Genomic DNA, 18,882 nt, shown 5'->3' on the forward strand with positions numbered 1-18,882 from the left:
CGCGAGCTTACGCCGCCCAATGCACGGTTGCGTTGTGCAGAATACACTTGATCGGGGCTTGTTCAACGGGCAGATTCTGCGCCGCCTCTATCGCGCGCTTTTTTTCCTCGCCGGTGATCAGCACATGGGTGTGCATCGCATTCTTGAGCACACGCGCGGTCATGGTGATCCGCGGCTCGCCTGCGGCTTCGGCGCGCAGGGCCATCAGTTCGGGCGCGTCATCCGAGAGCGCCTCTTGCAGGCGGTCCGCTCCGGGAAAGAGCGAGGCCGTATGCATATCGGCCCCCATTCCCAGCAGCAGCACCGAGATCGGCAGATTGGGGCGCAGGTTTTCCGACAGCGCATCCAGCCGCTCTTCGGGGACGGGGGCATTGACATAAAGCGGCAGGAGGCGGGCCTTGATGGCCTTGTTTTTCAATAGCCGCTCCGAGAGCAGGGCAGTGTTCGAGCGCGGGCTCGACAGCGGCACCCAGCGTTCGTCATTCAGCACAACGGCCACATGTTCCCAATCCAGATCGATATCGCTGAGAATGTCGAAGACGGGGCCGGGCGTTGTGCCGCCGGGTACCGAAAGCGTCGCACGGCCCTCGCGGTCGAGAATGGCCCGTAATTGGCTGGCGATCTTGTCGGCCAGCGAGACCATCAGCAATTCGCGGTCGGGATAGGTTTTGAAATCCATCATTTGATATGTCTCCAGCGCCGCCCGTCACGATGCATCAGCATAAGTGCATCATCGGGGCCGGTCGTTCCGCTATCATAGGGGCGGGGCGTATCCCCGCGCTCTTCCCAGCCTTGGATGATCGGATCGGTCCAGGCCCAGGCCGCTTCAACCTCGTCGCCGCGCATGAACAGCGTCTGGTTGCCACGGATCACATCCATGATCAGCCGCTCGTAGGCATCGGGCATATCCGCGCCTTCCTCGCCAAGCGCCTGCGCAAAGGACATATCCAGCGGCACCTGTTTCAGGCGCATGCCGCCCGGACCGGGTTCCTTGATCATCATCTTGAGGTTCATGCCCTCGTTAGGTTGCAGGCGTATGACAAGCTGGTTGGGCTGCCACGAGCCTTCCGCCTCATCGAAGATCGAATGCGGCGGTTCCTTGAAGGTGATCGCGATCTCGGAGGTGCGCGCACGCAGACGTTTGCCGGTGCGCAGGTAGAAGGGCGTGTTCTTCCAGCGCCAATTGGCGATATGCACCTTCATCGCGATATAGGATTCGGTCTTGGAATGCGGGTCTTCGCAATCTTCCAGATAGCCGGGCATCGGGGTGTCCTGATCTTCGCGATGCCAGCCCAGATATTGCCCGCGCACGATATCCTGCGGCGGCACCGGTTGCAGCGCGCGGATCACCTTCAGCTTTTCGTCGCGTACGGCATCGGGGTCGAAGTGATAGGGCGGCTCCATCGCGATCATGCACAGAAGCTGCATCAGGTGGTTCTGCACCATATCGCGCATTGCCCCCGATTTGTCGTAATAGCTGCCGCGGCCCCCCACGCCCACGGTTTCGGCCACGGTGATCTGCACATGGTCGATATATTGCGAATTCCAGATCGGCTCGAAGAGGATATTGGCAAAGCGCACGGCCATCAGGTTCTGCACCGTCTCTTTGCCCAGATAGTGGTCGATACGGTAGATCTGATGTTCTTCGAAATGCTCGGCGAGCGATTTGTTCAGCGCCCTTGCCGAGGCGAGATCGCGGCCAAAGGGCTTTTCCACCACAATGCGCGCGTCGTCACCGGCAATGCCATAGGCTTTGAGGCGCTCTGCCAGATCCCCGAAAAGTGCGGGCGCGACCGAGAAGTAGAACGCATTGATCACCTCGGGGCGGATCAGGGCCTTGAGTTCGGGCCAGCCCGCCTCGCCACGCGCATCGATCGGGACATAGTGCAGGCGGCTGATAAAGGCGTCAATCTGCGCGCTATCCTGTTTGGAGGGCGACACGAATTCCTTGATGGCCGCACGGATCTGGGCCTGAAATTCCTCGCGGCTCTGTTCGGTGCGCGCCGCGCCAATCAGGCGGGCGTCATCGGGCATCTGGCCCGCGAGAAAACGGCGGAACAGGCCCGGAAAGATCTTGCGATTGGCAAGGTCGCCAGTGGCACCGAAAATTACCAGATCGAATGCGTCCACCGGGATGATGCGCGAAACCATGGGGTCCTCCGTAATACACCGTCGCTTGAGCTGTGATAGCGCTAACGGGGCGCAATTGGCCACAACGGCACAGGAAAGTCTAGTGCTCTAAGAGAGCAGGCGCAAATTCTGCGGGCAAGAATCTTCTCTTAGCCACGCAAAAAATCGATAAGGCCTTGGATATCATGGTCCAATTTCTCCGCAAGCGGCCCCGCAAAGGCGTGAAATGCGGCTTCGGTCTGGGTCGGGACGCCGAGGATGATCGGATGTCCCGCCTCGAGTGCCTGCGCGATCAGCGGTCGCAGGCCGTGGCCCTCGGCCTCCTGCCGTCCGAATTTGTTCAAGATCACCGGCACGTTGCAGGGCAGGCGGGCAAGGTCTTGGGACAGGCGGAATACGGCGCCCTCCAGCGCGGTGCTGTCCAATGTGCAGGCCGCCGCCCCGCGGCCCAGATCCTGCCGGATCGGCCAGCGCAGATCGGCGGGCCACAGGTGCAGCAACAGATTATCCTGCGGGTCAGGGCTGACAAGCGCGGCCACATCCGGTCGCAGCCTCAGGGCCAGTTCGGTCAGAAGGCGGTCGGTCATGCCCCGCTTGGCGGACTGGACATATCCCAGCCTCATCGGCCGTCTTTCGGGCGCAGCGCCAGCCAGATCAGCGCACCACCTGCCAGTGTGACAAAGGGCACCATCGCCAGATTGACCGCCTGCCATCCGGCCTGCGCATCGCCTCCCTCAAGGCAGTTCATCAATCCTCCCGAGCTGAGTGAGGCCAGAAAGACGCCGCCGAAGACGATGAAATCATTCACCCCCTGCACGGTGGCGCGTTCCTCGGGGGCGTAGCTTTGCGCCAGCATGGCCGTGCCGCCGATAAAGCCGAAATTCCAGCCGAGCCCCAGCAGCACCAAGGCACCGAAGAAATGCATCAGCTCCACCCCGCTAAGCGCCACAGCTCCGGCGCAGATCAGGATGAAAAGCCCAAGCCCCACGATCACCCGCGCGCCGAAGCGTGCGATCAGATGGCCGGTGAAGAAGGACGGGATATACATCGCCAGCACATGCGCCGAGACGATATCGGCGGCATTATTGGGGGTGAAGCCGCAGCCAACCACCGCCAGCGGCGAGGAGGTCATCACAAGGTTCATCAGCGCATAGGAGACCATCGCGCAGATGATCGAGACGGTGATCACGGGGTCGCGCAGCAGCTCCATTTTGCTGCGGCCTCTGGGCGCGCGGGCCTGCGCGTGGTGGTCGGGACGCGGAATGTCGAGAAAGCTGAAGAGCAACGGTCCCAGAAGGTTGAGCACGATGATCACCAGATAGGTCGCCATGAAGGGCACGACGGTGGCATCCGATGTCAGCTTGACCAGTTGCGGTCCCAGAAGGGCGGCCACCAGCCCGCCTGCCATGACATAGCTGATGGCTTTGGGGGCGAATTCGGGCGCGGCGGTATCGGTTGCGGCAAAGCGATAGAACCCCTGCGAGGACATATAGACGCCGGTGAATAGCGCGCCAAAGGTAAATAGCGGGAAGCTGCCCCAGTAAAGCCCGCCTGCGCAGATGGCCGCCCCCAGAGCGCCCGCAAGATTGGCAAGGATGAAGCCCCGTCTGCGTCCGTGCCGCCCCATGAAACGCGACAGCGGCTGTGCCGTCAGCACCGAGCCCAGAATGATGAAGGACAGGGGCAGGGTGGCCAGACAGGCATTGGGGGAGAGCATCTGTCCCGCCAGGCCTCCGATGGTGAAGATCATTGGCATCTGCGCCCCGAGGATCGCTTGGGCAAGGACCAGAACCAGAGTATTGCGCCGGTCGCGCGGGAGGAGAAGAGAGCTGTTCATAACCCTATGCGTAAGGCGGGTTTTCGCGGCTGGCAAGCAGCCATTCTTGCGCAGCGCCCCGCTTTGCGCCAAGCTGCCGCGATGCATATGAGGATCATCGAGACCGAGGAGGATATTGCCGAAGGGGCCGCCTGTCTGGCGCGTCTCGAGCCGCGCTTTGGCGATGTTCTGGCGCAGACCGGCCCTTGGCCCTTGCGCCGCCGTGCCGACGGCTTCGGGGCGCTGCGTGATGCCATTCTGGGGCAGCAGGTCTCGGTTGCGTCGGCCAATGCGATCCGTCTGCGTCTGGAGGCGGCGGGGCTCGGGGGACGCCGCGCCCTGGCCATAGCCGCCCCCGAGGATCTGCGCGCCTGCGGGTTCTCGCGGCAGAAAATCCGTTATATACAGGCGCTGGCGCAGTCGGATATCGACTTCACCCGACTGCGGTCCTGTTCCGATGCCGCGATCTTCGATCAGTTGCTACCGCTTCCGGGGATCGGGCGCTGGACAGTGGAGATGTATCTGATGTTCGCGCTTGGCCGCGCCGATATCTTCGCCGCCGATGATCTGGCACTGGCGGAGGCCGCCCGAATGCTGTTTGATCTGCCCGAGCGCCCGAAGCCGCGCGCTTTCCGCGAGATGGCGGCCGCTTGGGCGCCGTGGCGGTCTGTCGCGGCGCGCGGGCTCTGGGCCTATTATGCCTATAGCAAGAAACGGGAAGGGGTGTCGCCATGACGCGTGTATTGAAAGCTGGCCGCAAGGGGCCGAAATCGGGGCAGGTGAAGTCAGTGGTCGTGCTGCTGCACGGCTATGGTGCGGACGGCGCCGATCTTCTGGGGCTGGCCGATCCGCTGGGCGATCACCTGCCGGACACGCTTTTCATCGCGCCCGATGCCCCCGAAACCTGTGCCGCCTCGCCCTTTGGCCGCCAGTGGTTTCCGATCCCGCGCTTTGACGGATCGACCGAGGCGCAGGCCAGCGCCGGTCTGGAGGCTGCGGCCCAAGACCTGAACGCCTTTCTCGACGGTATTCTGGAGGAAACCGGTCTGCCGGCCAGTGCGATGGCCGTGATCGGGTTCAGTCAGGGCACGATGATGACCCTACAGGTGACCCCGCGCCGCGCCGCGCCTGTCGCGGCGGTCGTCGGCTTCTCGGGCAGGCTCTTGCGGCCCGAACTTCTGGCCGCCGATGTCGTCTCGCGACCGCCGGTCCTGCTGTGTCATGGTGATGCCGACGAGGTCGTGCCCTTCGCCTCTATGGCCGAGGCGGGGCAGGCGTTGATCGACGCAGGCTTCGAGGTCTATGCCCATGTCGAAAAAGGCACAGGGCATGGAATCGCGCCAGACGGGCTTTCGGCGGCGTTGGGCTTTCTCAAGGCGCATTTGCCGAAATAACGGGCAGAGAGACCGCTGTCACAGCAATGTCGCGCAATATTGCTAAGCCTGATCCCGCAAGCCGCGCTTTCCCGCCCCCGTGGGAAAGCGCCCAGATCAAGAGGCTTGCCAGATGGCTGACGCCATATATAGTTGATTTATCGGCTGGGGCGTTCCCCGCGCCCCGGACATGATCCCGCCTTCGGGGCATGTTCCGCCGCGCGAACAGGGAGTGCACAATGCTGGACCACGCAGACAGGACGGATTTCAGGCACCATTTCACCCGCGAGGCGGCATCGCTGCGGCGTCATCCGGCGCTGGTGCTCAACGCGGATTTCCGGCCTCTGAGCTATTATCCGTTATCGCTCTGGCCGTGGCAGGAAGCCATCAAGGCGGTGTGTCTGGATCGGGTGACGATACTGGCCGAATATGAAGAGGTGGTGCGAAGTCAGCGGACCGAGATACGTCTTCCCTCTGTTGTGGTGTTGAAAGAGTTCGTTCAACCGAGAAAGCGCGTGGCCTTCACGCGCTTTAATCTTTTTCTGAGGGATGAGTTCGAATGCCAGTATTGCGGCTGCAAGGATCATCTGACCTTCGATCACGTCATTCCGCGTTCGCGTGGCGGGGTGACAAGCTGGGAGAATGTGGTGGCGGCCTGTTCGCCCTGCAATCTGAAAAAGGCCAACAAGCCGCTCTCGCGCTGCGGGCTGAAACTGCGCCGGATGCCGAAACGCCCGAGCTCCGAAGACATGCTGCGCATCGGTCGCCGCTTCCCGCCGGGGCATCTGCATAAAAGCTGGATGGATTTTCTCTATTGGGATGCGGAGCTTGAGGAATGATCGGCATACAACGCTTGACGCCGTCATATGGCGTCCGCGCAGTGCGGGGGGGCTGCCAGTGTTTGGGTTCCGGCACTGCGCATGTCGCCTGATAACGCGCTAACCGTTGCAGGGTGATTGGAATGTCGGCAGGAATATCGAAGATAATTTATCGAGAGATTTACTGATCTTGTCCTTTGTTTTCAATGTAATCCGCTTGCCCGGAAAGCGGGCCGTTCTTACAATCCTGCTATGTGGAAAATTCTTTTAAAAGCTCTTTTTAAGTCGACCCATCGACCCAAGCCTCGGGTATATAGAAAACCTGTTGAGGAAACGCGTGTCCTTCAGGCGGCTCTTGAAGAGACCCCGCCTTCTGCTCAGCCTCATATGTCACAATCCGATGTGGTAGAGCAGGGGGAGACATTTGATGACGCACAAGCGCGTCCGGTTGCGCCGCCGCGGGTGCTGGAGGGGCCAGCCTATGTGACGGATGGTGACACGATAACCATACGAAAGACCCAAATCCGCCTCTTTGGAATAGATGCACCGGAACTCCATCATCCCTTTGGCAAGAAAGCCAAATGGGCCATGATACGTCTGTGTAAAGGCCAGATTATACGTGCTGAGATGACGGAGGAAGACGTCTATGGCCGCGCGGTTGCAACGTGCTTTCTGCCCGATGGTCGGGATCTTTCTGCGGAGCTGGTGAAGCAAGGACTCGCTATCGACTGGCCAAAGTTTTCGGGCGGAAAATACAGTGATCTTGAGGTTGAAGGTGTCCGTAAGAAGCTTTGGCTTGCCGAGGCACGGCAAAAAGGCCGTATGAGTGTCTGGGAAAAGTTTGACGCGTTAAAAGAGGCGGAACGCAGACCCTAGTGGCAAGACGTCCGAGATGTTGGCAGGGGGCTGCGATAGGGTGCAATGCCTACCCAAGCTTGCTGCGAATGCGAGTGGTGTAGCCGTGAACGCTGGATGATCCGGTCTGGCTGGGCTTGAACGGAGCCGCCTTGTGCAGGCCGTGCCCGTGACGCGGATAGATCGGCATGGCTCCCCTTCGCCGAAAAGCCGAAGCAGGATTGCCTGAAATGTCCCGATCGTAAAATAATGGTACTTTGTGACGGGGCCTGACAGCAAACCGGTCAGGCATGGTTGGGGGCTAGGGCGCGCTTTGCCCCATGCTGGGCAGTCACGATAAGGCAAAGGCCGCAGGGTCAGTCCCCGGCTGCCTTTGCCTTCAGCTTGCGGGCCAGCGTCTCGACATCCGTTTCTGTCGCGCGGGGTACGATGCGGTAGAGCGCGTTTACGAAACAGAAGAGGGCAAAGCCCAAAAGTCCTGCACTGACCGCGCCGCAGATCATGCGGCCATAGGGGTGGGCCCTCATCCATTCGAAGGCCCGATCCATCCCGCCTGCGGCCTCTGGCGCATAGGCATAGGCCGCATAGATAATCAACCCGCCCGCGACGCTAAGAATGGCCGCCTGTGCCAGCAGGCCGAGTTGCAGGATCACATTGGCTTTCTCGGTTACCGCATTCGCCCGCAGACGCTGGCGGTAGCTGGCTTTTGCGCCTTTAATGACGTAATAGCCCCCCGCGCCGATGACAGCAAAGCCGACCGCTCCGACGGCAAGACGGCCAAAAGGCAGCTGCATCACCTGCGTTACCAGCTGTGCAGAGCCGTCGCTTTGCAGCCGTGCCATCAGGGCGGTCACGGCAACACCGCCCAGCCCGAGATGGATCACGCCGCTGATTGCCAGTCCACACCGCGCCGCCAGACCTTTGACCTCAGCGCCATAGGCTTCCAGATCCCAGATCGCATCGGTGACCCGCCATACGGCATAGGCCAGCATCCCGAGCGCAATCAGGATCAGGACAACACTGCCGCCTGCGCCTTTCAGATGGCGCAACGCCTCCTGCGTGCCTTCGGCCTCGCCCCCTTGCAAAAGCGACCAGATCGACGTCACCCCGACGGCCAGATATACAAGCCCGCGCCCTGCATAGCCTGCGCGCATCACGGGGACGGCCCATGCGAAGTCGTCAGGATTGTGAGTGCTTCCAGCCATTTCGCCGCCTTTTTTACCTATGGATCGTCACGGTTCTACAATGCGTCCGCGCCGGAAGAGGTTCCCGGTTGCCTGTCGGGACGGGACAGGGCGCGCGGAATGCGGGCGGTGCAGGAAAAATGGCACGCATCAAAGCTGTTAATATTCTGTGTGAAGCTGTCTCAATATCGAAACAGCGTGCCGCAGTAAAAGCACCGAACGGGGCTGACATTATGCCTACTTACGACACATCTTTCCTTACCCGGTCGGAGGAACCGGGACTATCGGAGGAAATATTTTGGCTAAAACAATGAAAGCCGCCGTCGTTCGCAAATTCGGCGCACCGCTGACCATTGATGAAGTGCCGGTGCCGGAGGTTTCGGATGGCATGATTCAGGTCGCGATCCAGGCATCGGGTGTGTGTCACACCGACCTGCACGCAGCCGAGGGCGACTGGCCGGTCAAACCCGAGCCGCCGTTCATTCCGGGCCATGAAGGTGTGGGCTATGTGTCGGCGGTCGGCAAGGGCGTGAAGCATGTCAAGGAAGGCGACCGTGTGGGCGTTCCGTGGCTTTACACCGCATGCGGCTGCTGCCGTCACTGCCTTGGTGGCTGGGAAACCCTGTGCGAGAGCCAGCAGAATACCGGCTATTCGGTCAATGGTGGCTTCGCGGATTATGTGATCGCGGATCCCAACTATATCGGCCACCTTCCCGCAGGCAGCGACTTCGCCGAAATCGCGCCCGTCCTGTGTGCCGGTGTGACCGTCTACAAAGGTCTGAAAATGACCGAAACCAAGCCGGGCGATACTGTTGCCATCTCCGGTATCGGTGGTCTGGGTCACATGGCGGTTCAATACGCTGTGGCGATGGGGCTGAATGTCGTGGCCGTCGATATCGATGATGCCAAGCTCGATCTGGCGCGCCGTCTTGGTGCGAAACTGACCGTGAACGCCCGCGATATTCAGGATCCGGCAGCTTACGTGAAGAAAGAAACCGATGGCGGCGTCAATGGCGTTCTGGTGACTGCGGTCAGCGAGAAAGCCTTCGAGCAGGCTGTTGGCATGGTTGGCCGCGGTGGCACCGTGTCGCTGAACGGCCTGCCTCCGGGGGATTTCCCGCTCAACATCTTCGGTATGGTGCTGAACGGTGTGACGGTGCGCGGCTCGATCGTGGGCAGCCGTCTGGATCTGCAGGAGTCGCTTGATTTCGCTGCTGCAGGCCGTGTCAAGGCGACCATCTCCAAAGCGCCGCTCGAGCAGATCAACGATGTGTTCGACCGTATGCGCAAGGGGCAGATCGAAGGCCGCATGGTGCTGGATCTCGCAAGCTAATCTAGCCGCTCCGGAAAGCGAACTAGCGCGCCAGCGATACCCCGCTGGCGCGTTTCCTTTTGGCGGTCGTGTCCTTGGCTGTGCAGGGCTTTGCCAGCGGTCGCTATTGTCGCATACACAAGGCAGAGGTCGAGGCAGGTGTGCGCGTGCGCGCGGCATGGGGTCTTGTGGAGCCAAAGGCTGAACCGCATGAAAAGAAGGTGGGCAAAAACGTTCGCATCATATGCGGCGCAAAAACGCGCAAAGGTGAAACATGCAAGGCGTTGGCGGTCGTGGGTAAGAAACGCTGTAAACATCACGGCGGCCTAAGCACGGGGCCAAGAACGCCAGAGGGCAAAGCAGCTATCGCCTATGCCCAGCGCGCGCGGTGGCAGGTATATCGCGAAAAAGTCTCACGGCGAGAAAACAGCAAGGGTTTCTAGCGCTTCGGTTTTTGATGGGTCGTATGTTGGGCCAACTTTGTTTTCATCAAAAAAATTCAACAAAAACAAGGTAAGGTGGCGGAGAGACAGGGATTCGAACCCTGGGTAGGCTTTCACCCACAACGGTTTTCGAGACCGCCCCGTTCGACCGCTCCGGCACCTCTCCGCACTGGATCATCTTTCGATCGGGTAGCGGCGATGTACCCAAGTCCCGAGGGGAGCGCAACAGCTTTTTTCGGCTTTGCATGATTTTTTTCGCTACGCCCCGAAATGGCCCCGAAATTGCGCCTTGTGAATGTCGCAGCGCGCCTGCGCGCGGGGGGAAGTCAAGCGAAGCGGTCGCTAATCTACGAAAAAGGCACCGGTTTTTGTGTTACCTTGGGGCATCGGCGGGAACTTGCGGGCCTCACATGCTGCGCCGTTTCTTGTGATCATCTGGCCTCTCCCAATTTCCGATAAGAGGTATATGTGAGCAATACGAGCTTGAGAGGGACAGCCCTCAAGATAACGAAAAAAGGAGAGTTAAGATGAAAACTCTGGTTCTGGTTTCTACCGCTCTGATCGCTGGCGCAAGCGCTGCTATGGCTGGCGGCTATTCGCAACCCGTTGTGGCTCCGGCCCCGATCGCTCCCGCTCCGGTCGTGACCCCCGCTGCAAACTGGACCGGCTTCTACGCTGGTGCCAATCTCGGCTATAACAACATGGAAGGCGATTACGGCGATGACCGTGGTGGCTCGCTTGGTGTTCAAGCCGGTTATAAATACGACCTCGGCAAATACGTCGTTGGTGGTGAAGTCGATTACTCGGCAATCGATTCCGACTACTATGATGGCATGGGCCATATCAAAGCCCTCGCCGGTGTGAAAAACGGCCAATGGCTGTATTACGGCTCGCTCGGTGGCGCGTATATCGACGGTAAAGACAACTCCGATTGGGCACCGTCCGTCAGCGCAGGCGTCGATTACATGTATAACGACAACTGGGTTCTGGGCGGCGAAGTCTCCTATGCGGATACCAATGACTTCGACAGCACCGACCGTGACTTCAACAACACCACGGTTGCTCTGAAAGCTTCCTACAAATTCTGATTTGTCGGAACCTCTACGGAAAAGCGCGCCCTCGGGCGCGCTTTTTTGCTGTTCTACGACCCGTAGCTATACGGGCGAATGCGTGACGCTTTACTGATCTGGCGGCAAAATACCCAAGCCGCGCAGATAGATCCCGACACCGCTTTCCAGCAGATCTTCCGGACTATAGGGGCTGCGGGTGCCAGCGGGCGGGCGGGCATGAAGTTCGATCACGCCATGCGATAATGCGGCGATATGGGCGGAGACCATCGCAAGAGGCGGGCGGCGGTCGGGCGGGATATGGGCCAGCAGGGCCTCGGTGGCCTGATCCATGACATTGCGCGCCTTGAGCGCAACCTGTCCCAAGGCGGGCGAATTCTGGGGCGAAAGGCCGCTTTCGAACATTGCCATATAATGGCCCGGATAGCGTTTGGCGAAGGCCAGATAGGCCCGTCCCACCGCACTGAAGGCCGAGAGGGCCGAAGGCTGGCCGCCATCCCACGCATGTTCCAGCACGTCACCGAAAATCACAAAGCCCTGACGTGCGCATTCGGCGATCAGGTCTTCGCGTCCGGCGAAATGGCGGTAGACGGCAGCGGGGGTGACACCTGCGGTTTTGGCCGCCTCCGACAGGGTAAACCCCGTGGGGCCTTTCTCTTCGATCAGATGCAGCGCCGCCTCGACCAGCGCACGGCGCAGATCCCCGTGATGATAGCCTTGCTTAGACATTCAGGATGTCGAGCCCGCCACAGATGCTGCCATCGATTTCGCCGATCACATCCCGATCCTTGCCCGGATAGCTGATCGCATTGAGAATTGTCTGGATGGCCGCGATCCGCGCGCGTTTCTTGTCATCCGAACGAATGACCGTCCAAGGGGCATGCAGATTGTCCGAGCGTGTCAGTGTTTCGACGATCGCCTGACTATAGGCGTCCCATTTGCGCAGACCCTCGACATCGATCCAGCTCAGCTTCCATTGTTTGAGCGGGTCCCTCTCGCGGTCAAGAAAGCGCCGCAGCTGCTCGGCGCGGTCGACATTGAGCCAGAGCTTCACCAGAATGATACTGTCATCCACCAGCATTTTCTCGAATTCCGGCAGCTGGTAGAAGAAATGCTCGCGCTGTCGCTGGGTGCAGAAGTCGAATACTTTCTCGACCACGCCGCGATTATACCAGCTCCGGTCAAACAGCGCGATCTCTCCGGCGGCGGGGATCCGTTCGACATAGCGCTGGAAATACCATTGCGAGGCTTCGCGGTCATTGGGCTTGGGCAAGGCAACCACATAGGCCGAACGCGGATTGAGGTTTTCCTGCACCCGCTTGATCGTGCTGCCCTTGCCGGCGGCATCGCGGCCCTCAAACAGCACCATCATCCGCTTGCCCGACGCCTTCAGGCCGTAATGCATTTTGACAAGCTCGATCTGGAGCTCTTCCATCCGCTTGTCATAGTCCTTCCCCTTCATCGCTGTCGGATAGGGATAAGAGGGGCTGAGCATCTCTTTGGGGCCTTTGGTGCGAATGGCCTCGCGGATGTCTTCGGGCGCGGTATGTTCGAGAAAATCAGTGATCTGCCCGATGAAGGGTACGGCCTGCGTGCTGGGTTGAGGTGTCTCGCTCATGGGCCCTCCTTTGGATCGTTCTACTATGCAAAACTGCGACCGTCAGGGCAAGGGTCGCCCCTGCCATATGCCGCGCGATATCCTGCTTGTAGAATGCCGTGCGATGCCCGAAGATTACGGAAATTTTTCAAGGAAGCCGTTGATGTTTGAATATTCTTTGCTGCATTGGCTGACATTCCTGTCGGCGGCGGTTGTGCTGAATGTCTCGCCCGGTCCGGATATGGCCTTTATCCTCGGCCAGACGCTCAGCCGTGGAAAGCGGGCGGGGCTTGCGGCGCTGGCGGGGGTCTGGTGCGGGGCGCTTGTGCATATCTGTGCCGCAGCGACCGGGCTTTCGGCGCTTCTGGCAGGGTCGGCTGTGGCCTTTTCCGTCGTGAAATGGGTCGGCGCGGCCTATCTGTTCTATCTGGGCCTCATGGCGTTTCGCACGAAAGCGGGCGTGTTGCAGATTGCCCCCGTCCGGCCAGCCTCGTTTGGCAGAACGCTCCGGCAGGGGCTTATAGTGTCTGTCCTCAATCCCAAGGTGGCCCTGTTTTTCCTCGCGTTTCTGCCGCAATTCGTGGTGGACGGGGCAGGGCCCGTCTGGGCGCAACTGGCGCTGCATGGCGGGCTGATCATTGTGGTGGCGGCGCTTTTCGAGCTGCCGCTTGTTTTTGTCGCAGACAGGCTTTGTGCAGGTTTGCGCCGCGCACCCCGCCTCGGAAAGATCTTCGACCGGATATTCGGGTCGATCCTGATCGTTTTGGGGGTGCGTCTGGTGGTGTCCCAGCGTTAGGGCGCAATCCGCCGGATGGCGGCAAGAACCGCGTCCAGCCGCGTATGATTGATCATATGGCCCGCTCCCTGTAGCACCGTTAGCTGCGCCTGTGGCAGCAGGGCCTGTGTCGGGCGCGAATGGATGCCAAGATCGACGATTGTATCCCGATCGCCATGCAGCAATTCGACCGGCACGTGGATCTGTTGGTAACGCGGCACCATCTGCCGGATTTCCGTCTCCAGATTGGCACGCTGGCGGGCATTGGCGCGCATGGTCTTGTGGCGCAGGGTCATCTGCGGCCCGAAATGCGCGATATAGCCCTCGGGCATGGCCTCGGGCGCGAATACCTCTTCGACGGCAGAGCTGACAGCCCCGTCGGGTGCCCAAGCCGAAATCACCGGCACGGCCAGGGCCTGCCCCAGCGCAGGGGCGGTCAGGCGGTAGAGCCACGGCAGAGGCGTATGCCATTCCTGCGATGCGGCCGCCAGAAGCACCAGTCCCGACAGGCTTTCAGGAGCCTCGCTCGCCCATGCCAGCGCCACGGCCCCACCATAGGAGTGCCCGACAATCAAGGGCTGTCGCGCCCCAAGCCGGGAGGTGGCCGCCTGTAGCAGACGCGCCTGACGGAAGATGCTGTCGTGTTTGAGCGGGTCCGACCAGCCAAAGCCGGGGCGGTCAACGATAAAGAGGCGGTAATCGCGCTCCAGAGCGGGGGCGAGCCGGAAGGTCATGTCACGCAGGCTTCCCGAGGCCCCGTGGATCAACACGATCTGCGGGGCCGCTTCGGGGCCGCGTATGTCGATATGGACGCGGGCTCCGGCAAATTCGCCCGCCGCAAGCGTCACGATCTCGCCGGTAGGGGGGTATCGCGCTTCGGCGCGGGCTTCGCGCCGCGCAGCCTGCCAGAGCGTGCCCCCCGATGCGATGGCCGCAGCCAGAACCGTATATTCAAGCGCCGATATCGCGAAGGTCATAGGGCGTATCCTGATAGATCTGATTGATCCAGTTGCCGTAAAGAAGATGCGCATGGCTGCGCCACCGGTTCTTCGGCATCCGGGTTGGGTCATTCTCAGGATAGTAATTCACCGGAAGGGCGACGGGTTTCCCCGCTGCCACATCACGATCATATTCGTCTTTCAACGTCGCGCTGTCATATTCGAAATGGTTGAAGACATAGAGCGCCCGCGCGGCTTTGTCCTCGACGAGGCAGGGGCCCGTTTCGGCACTGTCAAGCAGCATCTTCAACCCTGCCGCTTCCATCTCGGCACGGCGCATCTCTGTCCAGCGGGAGACGGGCACGAGGCAGTCATCCGAAAACCCGCGCAGATAATGCGAGGTCGGGTCGCAGTTCTCGTGCCGGTAAAGGCCGAACTGTTTTTCGGGAAGCAGGTGCTTGGGGATGCCGTGGGTGTGATAGGCCATTGCCATCCCGCCCCAGCACACGCCAAAGGTGGAAAACACATGGGTCCGCGTCCAGTCGAAGACGCGGCGGAGCTCGTCCCAATAGGTGACCTCCTCGAAGGGCAGATGCTCGATCGGGGCGCCGGTGATCAGCAGCCCGTCGAAACGCTCGCCCGCGGCCTCGACCTCGGCAAAGGGGCGGTAGAAAGCCTCCATATGTTCGGCGGCGGTGTTCTTGGTCTGATGTTCGGTCATGCGGATCAGCTGGAAGTCGATCTGCAGGGGTGTTGCCCCGATCAGACGGGCAAACTGGTTTTCGGTCTGGATTTTCTTGGGCATCAGATTCAGCAGCCCGATCCGCAAAGGCCGGATATCCTGTGTCGCCGCGCGACCGGGGCTCATCACCATCACGCCTTCCTTCGACAGGATGTCAAAGGCGGGGAGCGTTTCGGGCAGGGTGATGGGCATGGGTCTGTTCCTGAAGGTAATGTCTATGCGGAAGATAGTAGATAGGGAGGAAAGGCTTATTTGGGAAGGGCAGAGGCCACCAGCTGGATGAAGTCCTGTTCATCGCGCACCGTGACAAGCTGCTCCGCCTTCAGCGTGATGCCCCAGTTCCGTGCCATTGCCGCATAGCGCGGCTGACGGTGTTCAAGTGCCTGGCGGTAGGTCCAGCGCACGAAATCATCGGGATCGACCTCCTCCTCCTTGAGGCCCCGCGCCACCCGATATTCAACCCATTTCCGTTCAAGGAATTGCGGCTGGTAATACATGGGTTTGGGAGCACGGTCGAAGCGGCGGACAAGCTCGTCCGTATGGGCGTCCGACCCCTCGATCCAGATCATCAGGTTATGGGCGGCCAGTTCCGACAGGATCGGATCTTTCGGGTCTTCGGGGTCCACGACCTCGCAGATGGACCCGCCGGTGTCACAGATGAAATGCGGGATGTCATAGATGGCGCGGGCGCGGCGGATGAAATGGGTCGTATCCAGAAGGGCTGCGGTCTCGGCGCGACGATGCTGGTCCTGACGCAGCATATATTCCTCGAAGGGCAGGCCGCCTTTCTGGCTGGAGCCGGGCTTGCCGAGATAGGTGGACAGCGGCGCGAGATTGTCGAAGGTGATGTTGGACGCGATATAGACCGCATCTTGCAGCAAAAGCTCGCGCAGGAAGGGCACCTTCATCGCCTCGCTTTTGAAGTTATCGGCAATATATTCGCCCATGTATCGGGTGCCGATGCGGTAATCGATGGAGTAGTGGAACCATCTCCCTCCAGCGCGCAGCATGGAGGAAAGGTAGGTTTTTCCCAAACCCGACATTGCAAAAAGCAGGACATGTCTGTTTTTGGCCGCCAGCCAGTCTGCCCGTGTCTTGTAAATCGGTGTTCCGTAGCTCATCGGCGCGCCTCAACCCTCTGTCTTCAGCCGCAGCTTTAGCGGGTCGGGCGGCCAAGGTCACGGGGTTTCATCGCATGGCGGCGATCTGAGCGATGTGATCCGTGGGGAAGAACCGGACCGGTTTTTAAAACCGATAGCCGAGCCGCAGCCCGACGGCCCAGCCGGAATTGTCGTCAAATTCGGCAATCCGTGTTTTTGCGCCACCGATCTCGATATAACGCAGCCCTAACGTGGCCGAAAGCGCGCCATCGGTCCATGTGGCGGCCAGCGCGAGGCTCCGGTAGCCATCGGTCGGACCGAGATTGCCGACGATATCGCCGCTGGAGGGCTCGTAGGTTGCAATCACCGCTCCCGACCACATCGCGTTGAAGCGATGCCCGACACCGAGCGTGTAGGTCATCGTATCGGCCACCGGATCAACAAGATCGCTGCCCTCTACGCTGAAAGGCGTCTGGCGGTAGAGATCCGGTCCGATGGAGAAACTGCTCCAGTCCGTCCAGCGGATAGAGCCGAAGAGAAGCGTGTCGGGGGCGATCCCCGTCTGGGCTTCCAGCAGAATGGATTGCGGTGTCTTGGTGGTCCAGTGGCTGCGCGCCTGCAGGCCCATTGTGGTTTCCCTGCCGCTGAAGTCATGGGTGATCGAGGAAAGATAACTGAGTGTTACACGTGCCGCGATTTCTGGCTTCTCCCATGCCACGCCGATGATATAGCCCGGATCGGCTTCCCGACTGGCCGCCAGATCATAGGTCAGCACCGCCGGTCCCATATGCAGCTGCAATGCGGCATCGCCGGTCATCTGCTCGATACGTATCCCCGCCAGCGCCGAGATCGAGGGAGTGAGCCTGTACCGCAACAGGCCGGTCAGCGCCTGACTTTCCAGTTTGGCGACCGATCCGGCAAGCGGATAGCCATCTGTCGAGGAAGGATAGGCAACATTTGCCCCGAAGGGATGGTCGACACTCAGCACAAGATCCGTTTTCTCGGATAGCGGTAGTTTGACACCCAAGGTCCAAGTGCCGAAGCCCGTCGACATATCGCCGGATTTCAGTCCGGGCGGGAAGACGGTGCCGGAGCGCAATTTCCCCGAGACCTCCGGCTGGAAGCCGCCCAGCTCGAACTGGACGATGCGACCGGGTTCAAACAGTAATTCCGTGCTGAAAGGGGTACGGTCGATTCCGCCCGCATGGACGGGACCGCAGAGACAGAGGGTGACGGCACAGGCCATGACGGCTTTGCAGGAAACGCACATAGAGGATCCGTTTTCGCAATGAGTGGAGGCAGGCTACGGATAGTCCGTCGCTGTCAGGTGATCAGACGGACGCAGACAAACAGGCCAAGCCAGAGGATCGACAGGCCGGATGCAAGGCATCCTGCGGCCCAGAGCGTATAGCGCGGCGCGGCAATTCTGGGCAGAGATGAATGATCGGACATGGACTATCCTTTAGCCGTGAATTCGATCCCCATTAAGCACGCGTTAGGTGAATTTGTGCTTAACAGAGACCATGAACAAAATAACGGTTACAGAATCGCGCTTGGACGCTGCGGGATGGGATGCTGCCCTGCTGGCCTTCAATGCGGCTTACCCTCCGGCGTTCCAGCAATTCGGGGCCTATGGCGAAATTGCGCGGGCTGGCGGGCGGCGTGTGGCGCGGCTTGTGCTGTCACATGCAGGGGAACGGATCGCGCTGGCGCAGGTGATCGGCCGGCGTGGTCTTTGGTGGCTGGGGCGGGGGCCTGTCTTTGCCAAGGGCGTGTCTGATGCGGATCAGGCGCGGGTCTTGCGTAAACTGGCGCGCAGATTTGCGCCGGGTCTTCTGCTTGTAACGCCCGAAACGCCGCTGTCAGGGCGTGGCCTTATTCCGATTGTAACGGCACGACATGAAGCGGTTTGGGCCCTGGGCCCCGAGATTGCCAATCTGCGCAGCTCGCTGGACCCGAAATGGCGCAATCGCCTGGCCTCTGCCGAGCGCAAGGGGATGCGGATCACGCTGGAGGAAGACCCGGCATGGCTTCTGGAGGCCGAGCATGCCCAAAGAAAACAGCGTGGTTACAAGGCACTGCCACGTGATTTTATCACGGCGTGGGAGATGGCGATGCCCGGGTCGGTGATCTCTCTCGGGGTGCAGTCCGAGAGCGGCGCGCGTTTGGCCGGGATGGTGCTGATGTGTCACGGGCGGGTTGCGACCTATCATCTTGGCTGGTCCGGTGAGGAAGGCCGCAAGGCGGGGGCGCATAATTTCCTGCTCTGGCAGGTCTCGATCGCGCTGCGCGCTCAGGGAATCCGATGGATCGATCTGGGGGATGTGAACTCGGAAGAGGGGGCGGGGCTCATGCGCTTCAAGATGGGAACGGGGGCACAGCTGCAATCGCTTGGTGCGACAGTCTGGGTGCTGCCGATCTAGAGAATGTCTGCCAGCTTTTGCGGTGTTTCTTCTTTGGACAGAGGGGCTGGAGCCATGATGATCCGCGCGACGGAGAGGTCATGGGGCGCACTCGTCTCGTCCAGACAAGTGGGAGGGGCAAGAAAGGCGGTGCGCGTTCCCCCCCCCCTTGGTTCTGCGCATGCCGATATCGACGTTCGGGACTTGCGCATGATGCCGAAGGGCGCGACCGAGCCGAACAAGCGTGACAGTGATGTGAAGCGGGCCAGCAGCCATCCTTTGCAGGGTCGTTGATTTCTCCCAGACCCGCCGCTGGCGTTCATCCCTTTT

The 18,882-nt window shown here is 60.6% G+C and carries 21 protein-coding genes and 1 tRNA gene; 9 read left to right on the forward strand and 13 right to left on the reverse strand.

All coding sequences use genetic code 11. The annotated features are described in order from the left end of the window. Nucleotides 1–7: 7 nt before the first annotated feature. From pgl to WDB88_RS07590, 4 genes are all read right to left on the reverse strand, one after another. On the reverse strand, nucleotides 8–679 hold the full coding sequence (gene pgl, locus WDB88_RS07575; protein ID WP_339109496.1) for a 6-phosphogluconolactonase: 672 nt from the start codon (nucleotides 677–679) through the stop codon (nucleotides 8–10). Continuing rightward, nucleotides 679–2,151: a glucose-6-phosphate dehydrogenase gene (zwf, locus tag WDB88_RS07580; protein WP_339107071.1), complete on the reverse strand. Its 1,473-nt coding sequence runs from the start codon at nucleotides 2,149–2,151 to the stop codon at nucleotides 679–681. Before zwf ends, pgl begins: the two co-directional genes overlap by 1 nt. A gap of 128 nt (nucleotides 2,152–2,279) precedes the next feature. Next, nucleotides 2,280–2,753: a DUF2478 domain-containing protein gene (locus tag WDB88_RS07585; protein WP_339107072.1), complete on the reverse strand. Its 474-nt coding sequence runs from the start codon at nucleotides 2,751–2,753 to the stop codon at nucleotides 2,280–2,282. Further along, a complete protein-coding gene (locus tag WDB88_RS07590) occupies nucleotides 2,750–3,967 on the reverse strand; it encodes an MFS transporter (RefSeq protein WP_339107073.1) in 1,218 nt (405 codons plus the stop codon). The genes WDB88_RS07585 and WDB88_RS07590 overlap by 4 nt, the downstream gene beginning before the upstream one ends. Before the next feature lie 81 nt (nucleotides 3,968–4,048). Here WDB88_RS07590 and WDB88_RS07595 point away from each other — a divergent pair, with 81 nt between their 5' ends. The 4 genes from WDB88_RS07595 to WDB88_RS07610 all read left to right on the forward strand — a co-directional run bounded on the left by WDB88_RS07595 (nucleotide 4,049) and on the right by WDB88_RS07610 (nucleotide 7,013). Further along, complete coding sequence (locus WDB88_RS07595) at nucleotides 4,049–4,681, forward strand: DNA-3-methyladenine glycosylase 2 family protein (protein ID WP_339109497.1); 633 nt, start codon at nucleotides 4,049–4,051, stop codon at nucleotides 4,679–4,681. Continuing rightward, complete coding sequence (locus WDB88_RS07600) at nucleotides 4,678–5,340, forward strand: dienelactone hydrolase family protein (protein WP_339107074.1); 663 nt, start codon at nucleotides 4,678–4,680, stop codon at nucleotides 5,338–5,340. Before WDB88_RS07595 ends, WDB88_RS07600 begins: the two co-directional genes overlap by 4 nt. Nucleotides 5,341–5,558: 218 nt before the next feature. Then, entirely contained in the window at nucleotides 5,559–6,158 is a 600-nt protein-coding gene (locus WDB88_RS07605) for an HNH endonuclease (RefSeq protein ID WP_339107075.1), read from the forward strand. Nucleotides 6,159–6,389: 231 nt separating this feature from the next. Beyond that, entirely contained in the window at nucleotides 6,390–7,013 is a 624-nt protein-coding gene (locus WDB88_RS07610; protein ID WP_339107076.1) for a thermonuclease family protein, read from the forward strand. 335 nt (nucleotides 7,014–7,348) lie between these two features. On the opposite strand, the gene WDB88_RS07615 is transcribed toward WDB88_RS07610, so the two are convergent. Beyond that, a complete protein-coding gene (locus WDB88_RS07615) occupies nucleotides 7,349–8,197 on the reverse strand; it encodes a DUF1206 domain-containing protein (RefSeq protein ID WP_339107077.1) in 849 nt (282 codons plus the stop codon). A 277-nt stretch (nucleotides 8,198–8,474) separates the two neighbouring features. Between WDB88_RS07615 and adhP the strand changes: the two genes are divergently transcribed. Further along, nucleotides 8,475–9,509, forward strand: coding sequence for an alcohol dehydrogenase AdhP (adhP, locus tag WDB88_RS07620; protein WP_339107078.1), 1,035 nt, complete (start codon nucleotides 8,475–8,477; stop codon nucleotides 9,507–9,509). Between the two features lie 200 nt (nucleotides 9,510–9,709). Then, complete coding sequence (locus tag WDB88_RS07625; protein ID WP_339109498.1) at nucleotides 9,710–9,931, forward strand: HGGxSTG domain-containing protein; 222 nt, start codon at nucleotides 9,710–9,712, stop codon at nucleotides 9,929–9,931. 76 nt (nucleotides 9,932–10,007) lie between these two features. Here WDB88_RS07625 and WDB88_RS07630 read toward each other — a convergent pair. Further along, nucleotides 10,008–10,097 (reverse strand) — tRNA-Ser (locus WDB88_RS07630). 361 nt (nucleotides 10,098–10,458) lie between these two features. Between WDB88_RS07630 and WDB88_RS07635 the strand changes: the two genes are divergently transcribed. Then, the gene (locus tag WDB88_RS07635; protein WP_339107079.1) at nucleotides 10,459–11,019 is read left to right on the forward strand and encodes an outer membrane beta-barrel protein; all 561 of its coding nucleotides are present in this window, start codon (nucleotides 10,459–10,461) and stop codon (nucleotides 11,017–11,019) included. A gap of 90 nt (nucleotides 11,020–11,109) precedes the next feature. Here the strand turns inward: WDB88_RS07635 and WDB88_RS07640 are convergent, their stop codons facing one another. Next, entirely contained in the window at nucleotides 11,110–11,727 is a 618-nt protein-coding gene (locus tag WDB88_RS07640; RefSeq protein ID WP_339107080.1) for a TetR/AcrR family transcriptional regulator, read from the reverse strand. Next, nucleotides 11,720–12,616 (reverse strand): polyphosphate kinase 2, encoded by an 897-nt coding sequence (ppk2, locus tag WDB88_RS07645; RefSeq protein WP_339107081.1) that lies wholly within the window; start codon nucleotides 12,614–12,616, stop codon nucleotides 11,720–11,722. Before ppk2 ends, WDB88_RS07640 begins: the two co-directional genes overlap by 8 nt. A gap of 142 nt (nucleotides 12,617–12,758) precedes the next feature. On the opposite strand from ppk2, the gene WDB88_RS07650 reads away from it, so the two are divergent. After that, complete coding sequence (locus tag WDB88_RS07650) at nucleotides 12,759–13,391, forward strand: LysE family translocator (protein WP_339107082.1); 633 nt, start codon at nucleotides 12,759–12,761, stop codon at nucleotides 13,389–13,391. Here the strand turns inward: WDB88_RS07650 and WDB88_RS07655 are convergent. From WDB88_RS07655 to WDB88_RS07675, 5 genes are all read right to left on the reverse strand, one after another. Then, nucleotides 13,388–14,347, reverse strand: a complete 960-nt coding sequence (locus tag WDB88_RS07655) for an alpha/beta hydrolase (RefSeq protein ID WP_339107083.1) — start codon at nucleotides 14,345–14,347, stop codon at nucleotides 13,388–13,390. The genes WDB88_RS07650 and WDB88_RS07655 overlap by 4 nt on opposite strands. Continuing rightward, nucleotides 14,322–15,242, reverse strand: a complete 921-nt coding sequence (gene metA, locus WDB88_RS07660) for a homoserine O-succinyltransferase (RefSeq protein ID WP_339107084.1) — start codon at nucleotides 15,240–15,242, stop codon at nucleotides 14,322–14,324. Before metA ends, WDB88_RS07655 begins: the two co-directional genes overlap by 26 nt. Before the next feature lie 56 nt (nucleotides 15,243–15,298). Continuing rightward, a complete protein-coding gene (locus WDB88_RS07665; RefSeq protein ID WP_339107085.1) occupies nucleotides 15,299–16,171 on the reverse strand; it encodes an ATPase in 873 nt (290 codons plus the stop codon). Between the two features lie 124 nt (nucleotides 16,172–16,295). Continuing rightward, nucleotides 16,296–17,420, reverse strand: coding sequence for a hypothetical protein (locus WDB88_RS07670; protein WP_339107086.1), 1,125 nt, complete (start codon nucleotides 17,418–17,420; stop codon nucleotides 16,296–16,298). Between the two features lie 53 nt (nucleotides 17,421–17,473). Beyond that, entirely contained in the window at nucleotides 17,474–17,602 is a 129-nt protein-coding gene (locus WDB88_RS07675) for a hypothetical protein (RefSeq protein WP_339107087.1), read from the reverse strand. 101 nt (nucleotides 17,603–17,703) lie between these two features. Between WDB88_RS07675 and WDB88_RS07680 the strand changes: the two genes are divergently transcribed. After that, complete coding sequence (locus WDB88_RS07680) at nucleotides 17,704–18,573, forward strand: GNAT family N-acetyltransferase (RefSeq protein WP_339107088.1); 870 nt, start codon at nucleotides 17,704–17,706, stop codon at nucleotides 18,571–18,573. The last annotated feature ends 309 nt before the right edge of the window (nucleotides 18,574–18,882 follow it).

The sequence above is a fragment of the Thioclava sp. GXIMD4216 genome, assembly GCF_037949285.1.
Classification (GTDB): Bacteria; Pseudomonadota; Alphaproteobacteria; order Rhodobacterales; family Rhodobacteraceae; genus Thioclava; species Thioclava litoralis.

Excerpts from the sequence above, each read along its gene's own strand:
- WDB88_RS07655 (WP_339107083.1), bottom strand. The coding sequence starts at position 14,347 with ATGACCTTCGCGATATCGGCGCTTGAATATACGGTTCTGGCTGCGGCC.
- WDB88_RS07610 (WP_339107076.1), top strand. The coding sequence starts at position 6,390 with ATGTGGAAAATTCTTTTAAAAGCTCTTTTTAAGTCGACCCATCGACCC.
- WDB88_RS07585 (WP_339107072.1), bottom strand. The coding sequence starts at position 2,753 with ATGAGGCTGGGATATGTCCAGTCCGCCAAGCGGGGCATGACCGACCGC.
- WDB88_RS07635 (WP_339107079.1), top strand. The coding sequence starts at position 10,459 with ATGAAAACTCTGGTTCTGGTTTCTACCGCTCTGATCGCTGGCGCAAGC.
- WDB88_RS07605 (WP_339107075.1), top strand. The coding sequence starts at position 5,559 with ATGCTGGACCACGCAGACAGGACGGATTTCAGGCACCATTTCACCCGC.
- WDB88_RS07670 (WP_339107086.1), bottom strand. The coding sequence starts at position 17,420 with ATGTGCGTTTCCTGCAAAGCCGTCATGGCCTGTGCCGTCACCCTCTGT.
- WDB88_RS07665 (WP_339107085.1), bottom strand. The coding sequence starts at position 16,171 with ATGAGCTACGGAACACCGATTTACAAGACACGGGCAGACTGGCTGGCG.
- WDB88_RS07615 (WP_339107077.1), bottom strand. The coding sequence starts at position 8,197 with ATGGCTGGAAGCACTCACAATCCTGACGACTTCGCATGGGCCGTCCCC.
- WDB88_RS07595 (WP_339109497.1), top strand. The coding sequence starts at position 4,049 with ATGCATATGAGGATCATCGAGACCGAGGAGGATATTGCCGAAGGGGCC.
- pgl (WP_339109496.1), bottom strand. The coding sequence starts at position 679 with ATGGATTTCAAAACCTATCCCGACCGCGAATTGCTGATGGTCTCGCTG.
- WDB88_RS07600 (WP_339107074.1), top strand. The coding sequence starts at position 4,678 with ATGACGCGTGTATTGAAAGCTGGCCGCAAGGGGCCGAAATCGGGGCAG.
- WDB88_RS07590 (WP_339107073.1), bottom strand. The coding sequence starts at position 3,967 with ATGAACAGCTCTCTTCTCCTCCCGCGCGACCGGCGCAATACTCTGGTT.
- zwf (WP_339107071.1), bottom strand. The coding sequence starts at position 2,151 with ATGGTTTCGCGCATCATCCCGGTGGACGCATTCGATCTGGTAATTTTC.
- WDB88_RS07675 (WP_339107087.1), bottom strand. The coding sequence starts at position 17,602 with ATGTCCGATCATTCATCTCTGCCCAGAATTGCCGCGCCGCGCTATACG.
- metA (WP_339107084.1), bottom strand. The coding sequence starts at position 15,242 with ATGCCCATCACCCTGCCCGAAACGCTCCCCGCCTTTGACATCCTGTCG.
- WDB88_RS07640 (WP_339107080.1), bottom strand. The coding sequence starts at position 11,727 with ATGTCTAAGCAAGGCTATCATCACGGGGATCTGCGCCGTGCGCTGGTC.
- ppk2 (WP_339107081.1), bottom strand. The coding sequence starts at position 12,616 with ATGAGCGAGACACCTCAACCCAGCACGCAGGCCGTACCCTTCATCGGG.
- WDB88_RS07650 (WP_339107082.1), top strand. The coding sequence starts at position 12,759 with ATGTTTGAATATTCTTTGCTGCATTGGCTGACATTCCTGTCGGCGGCG.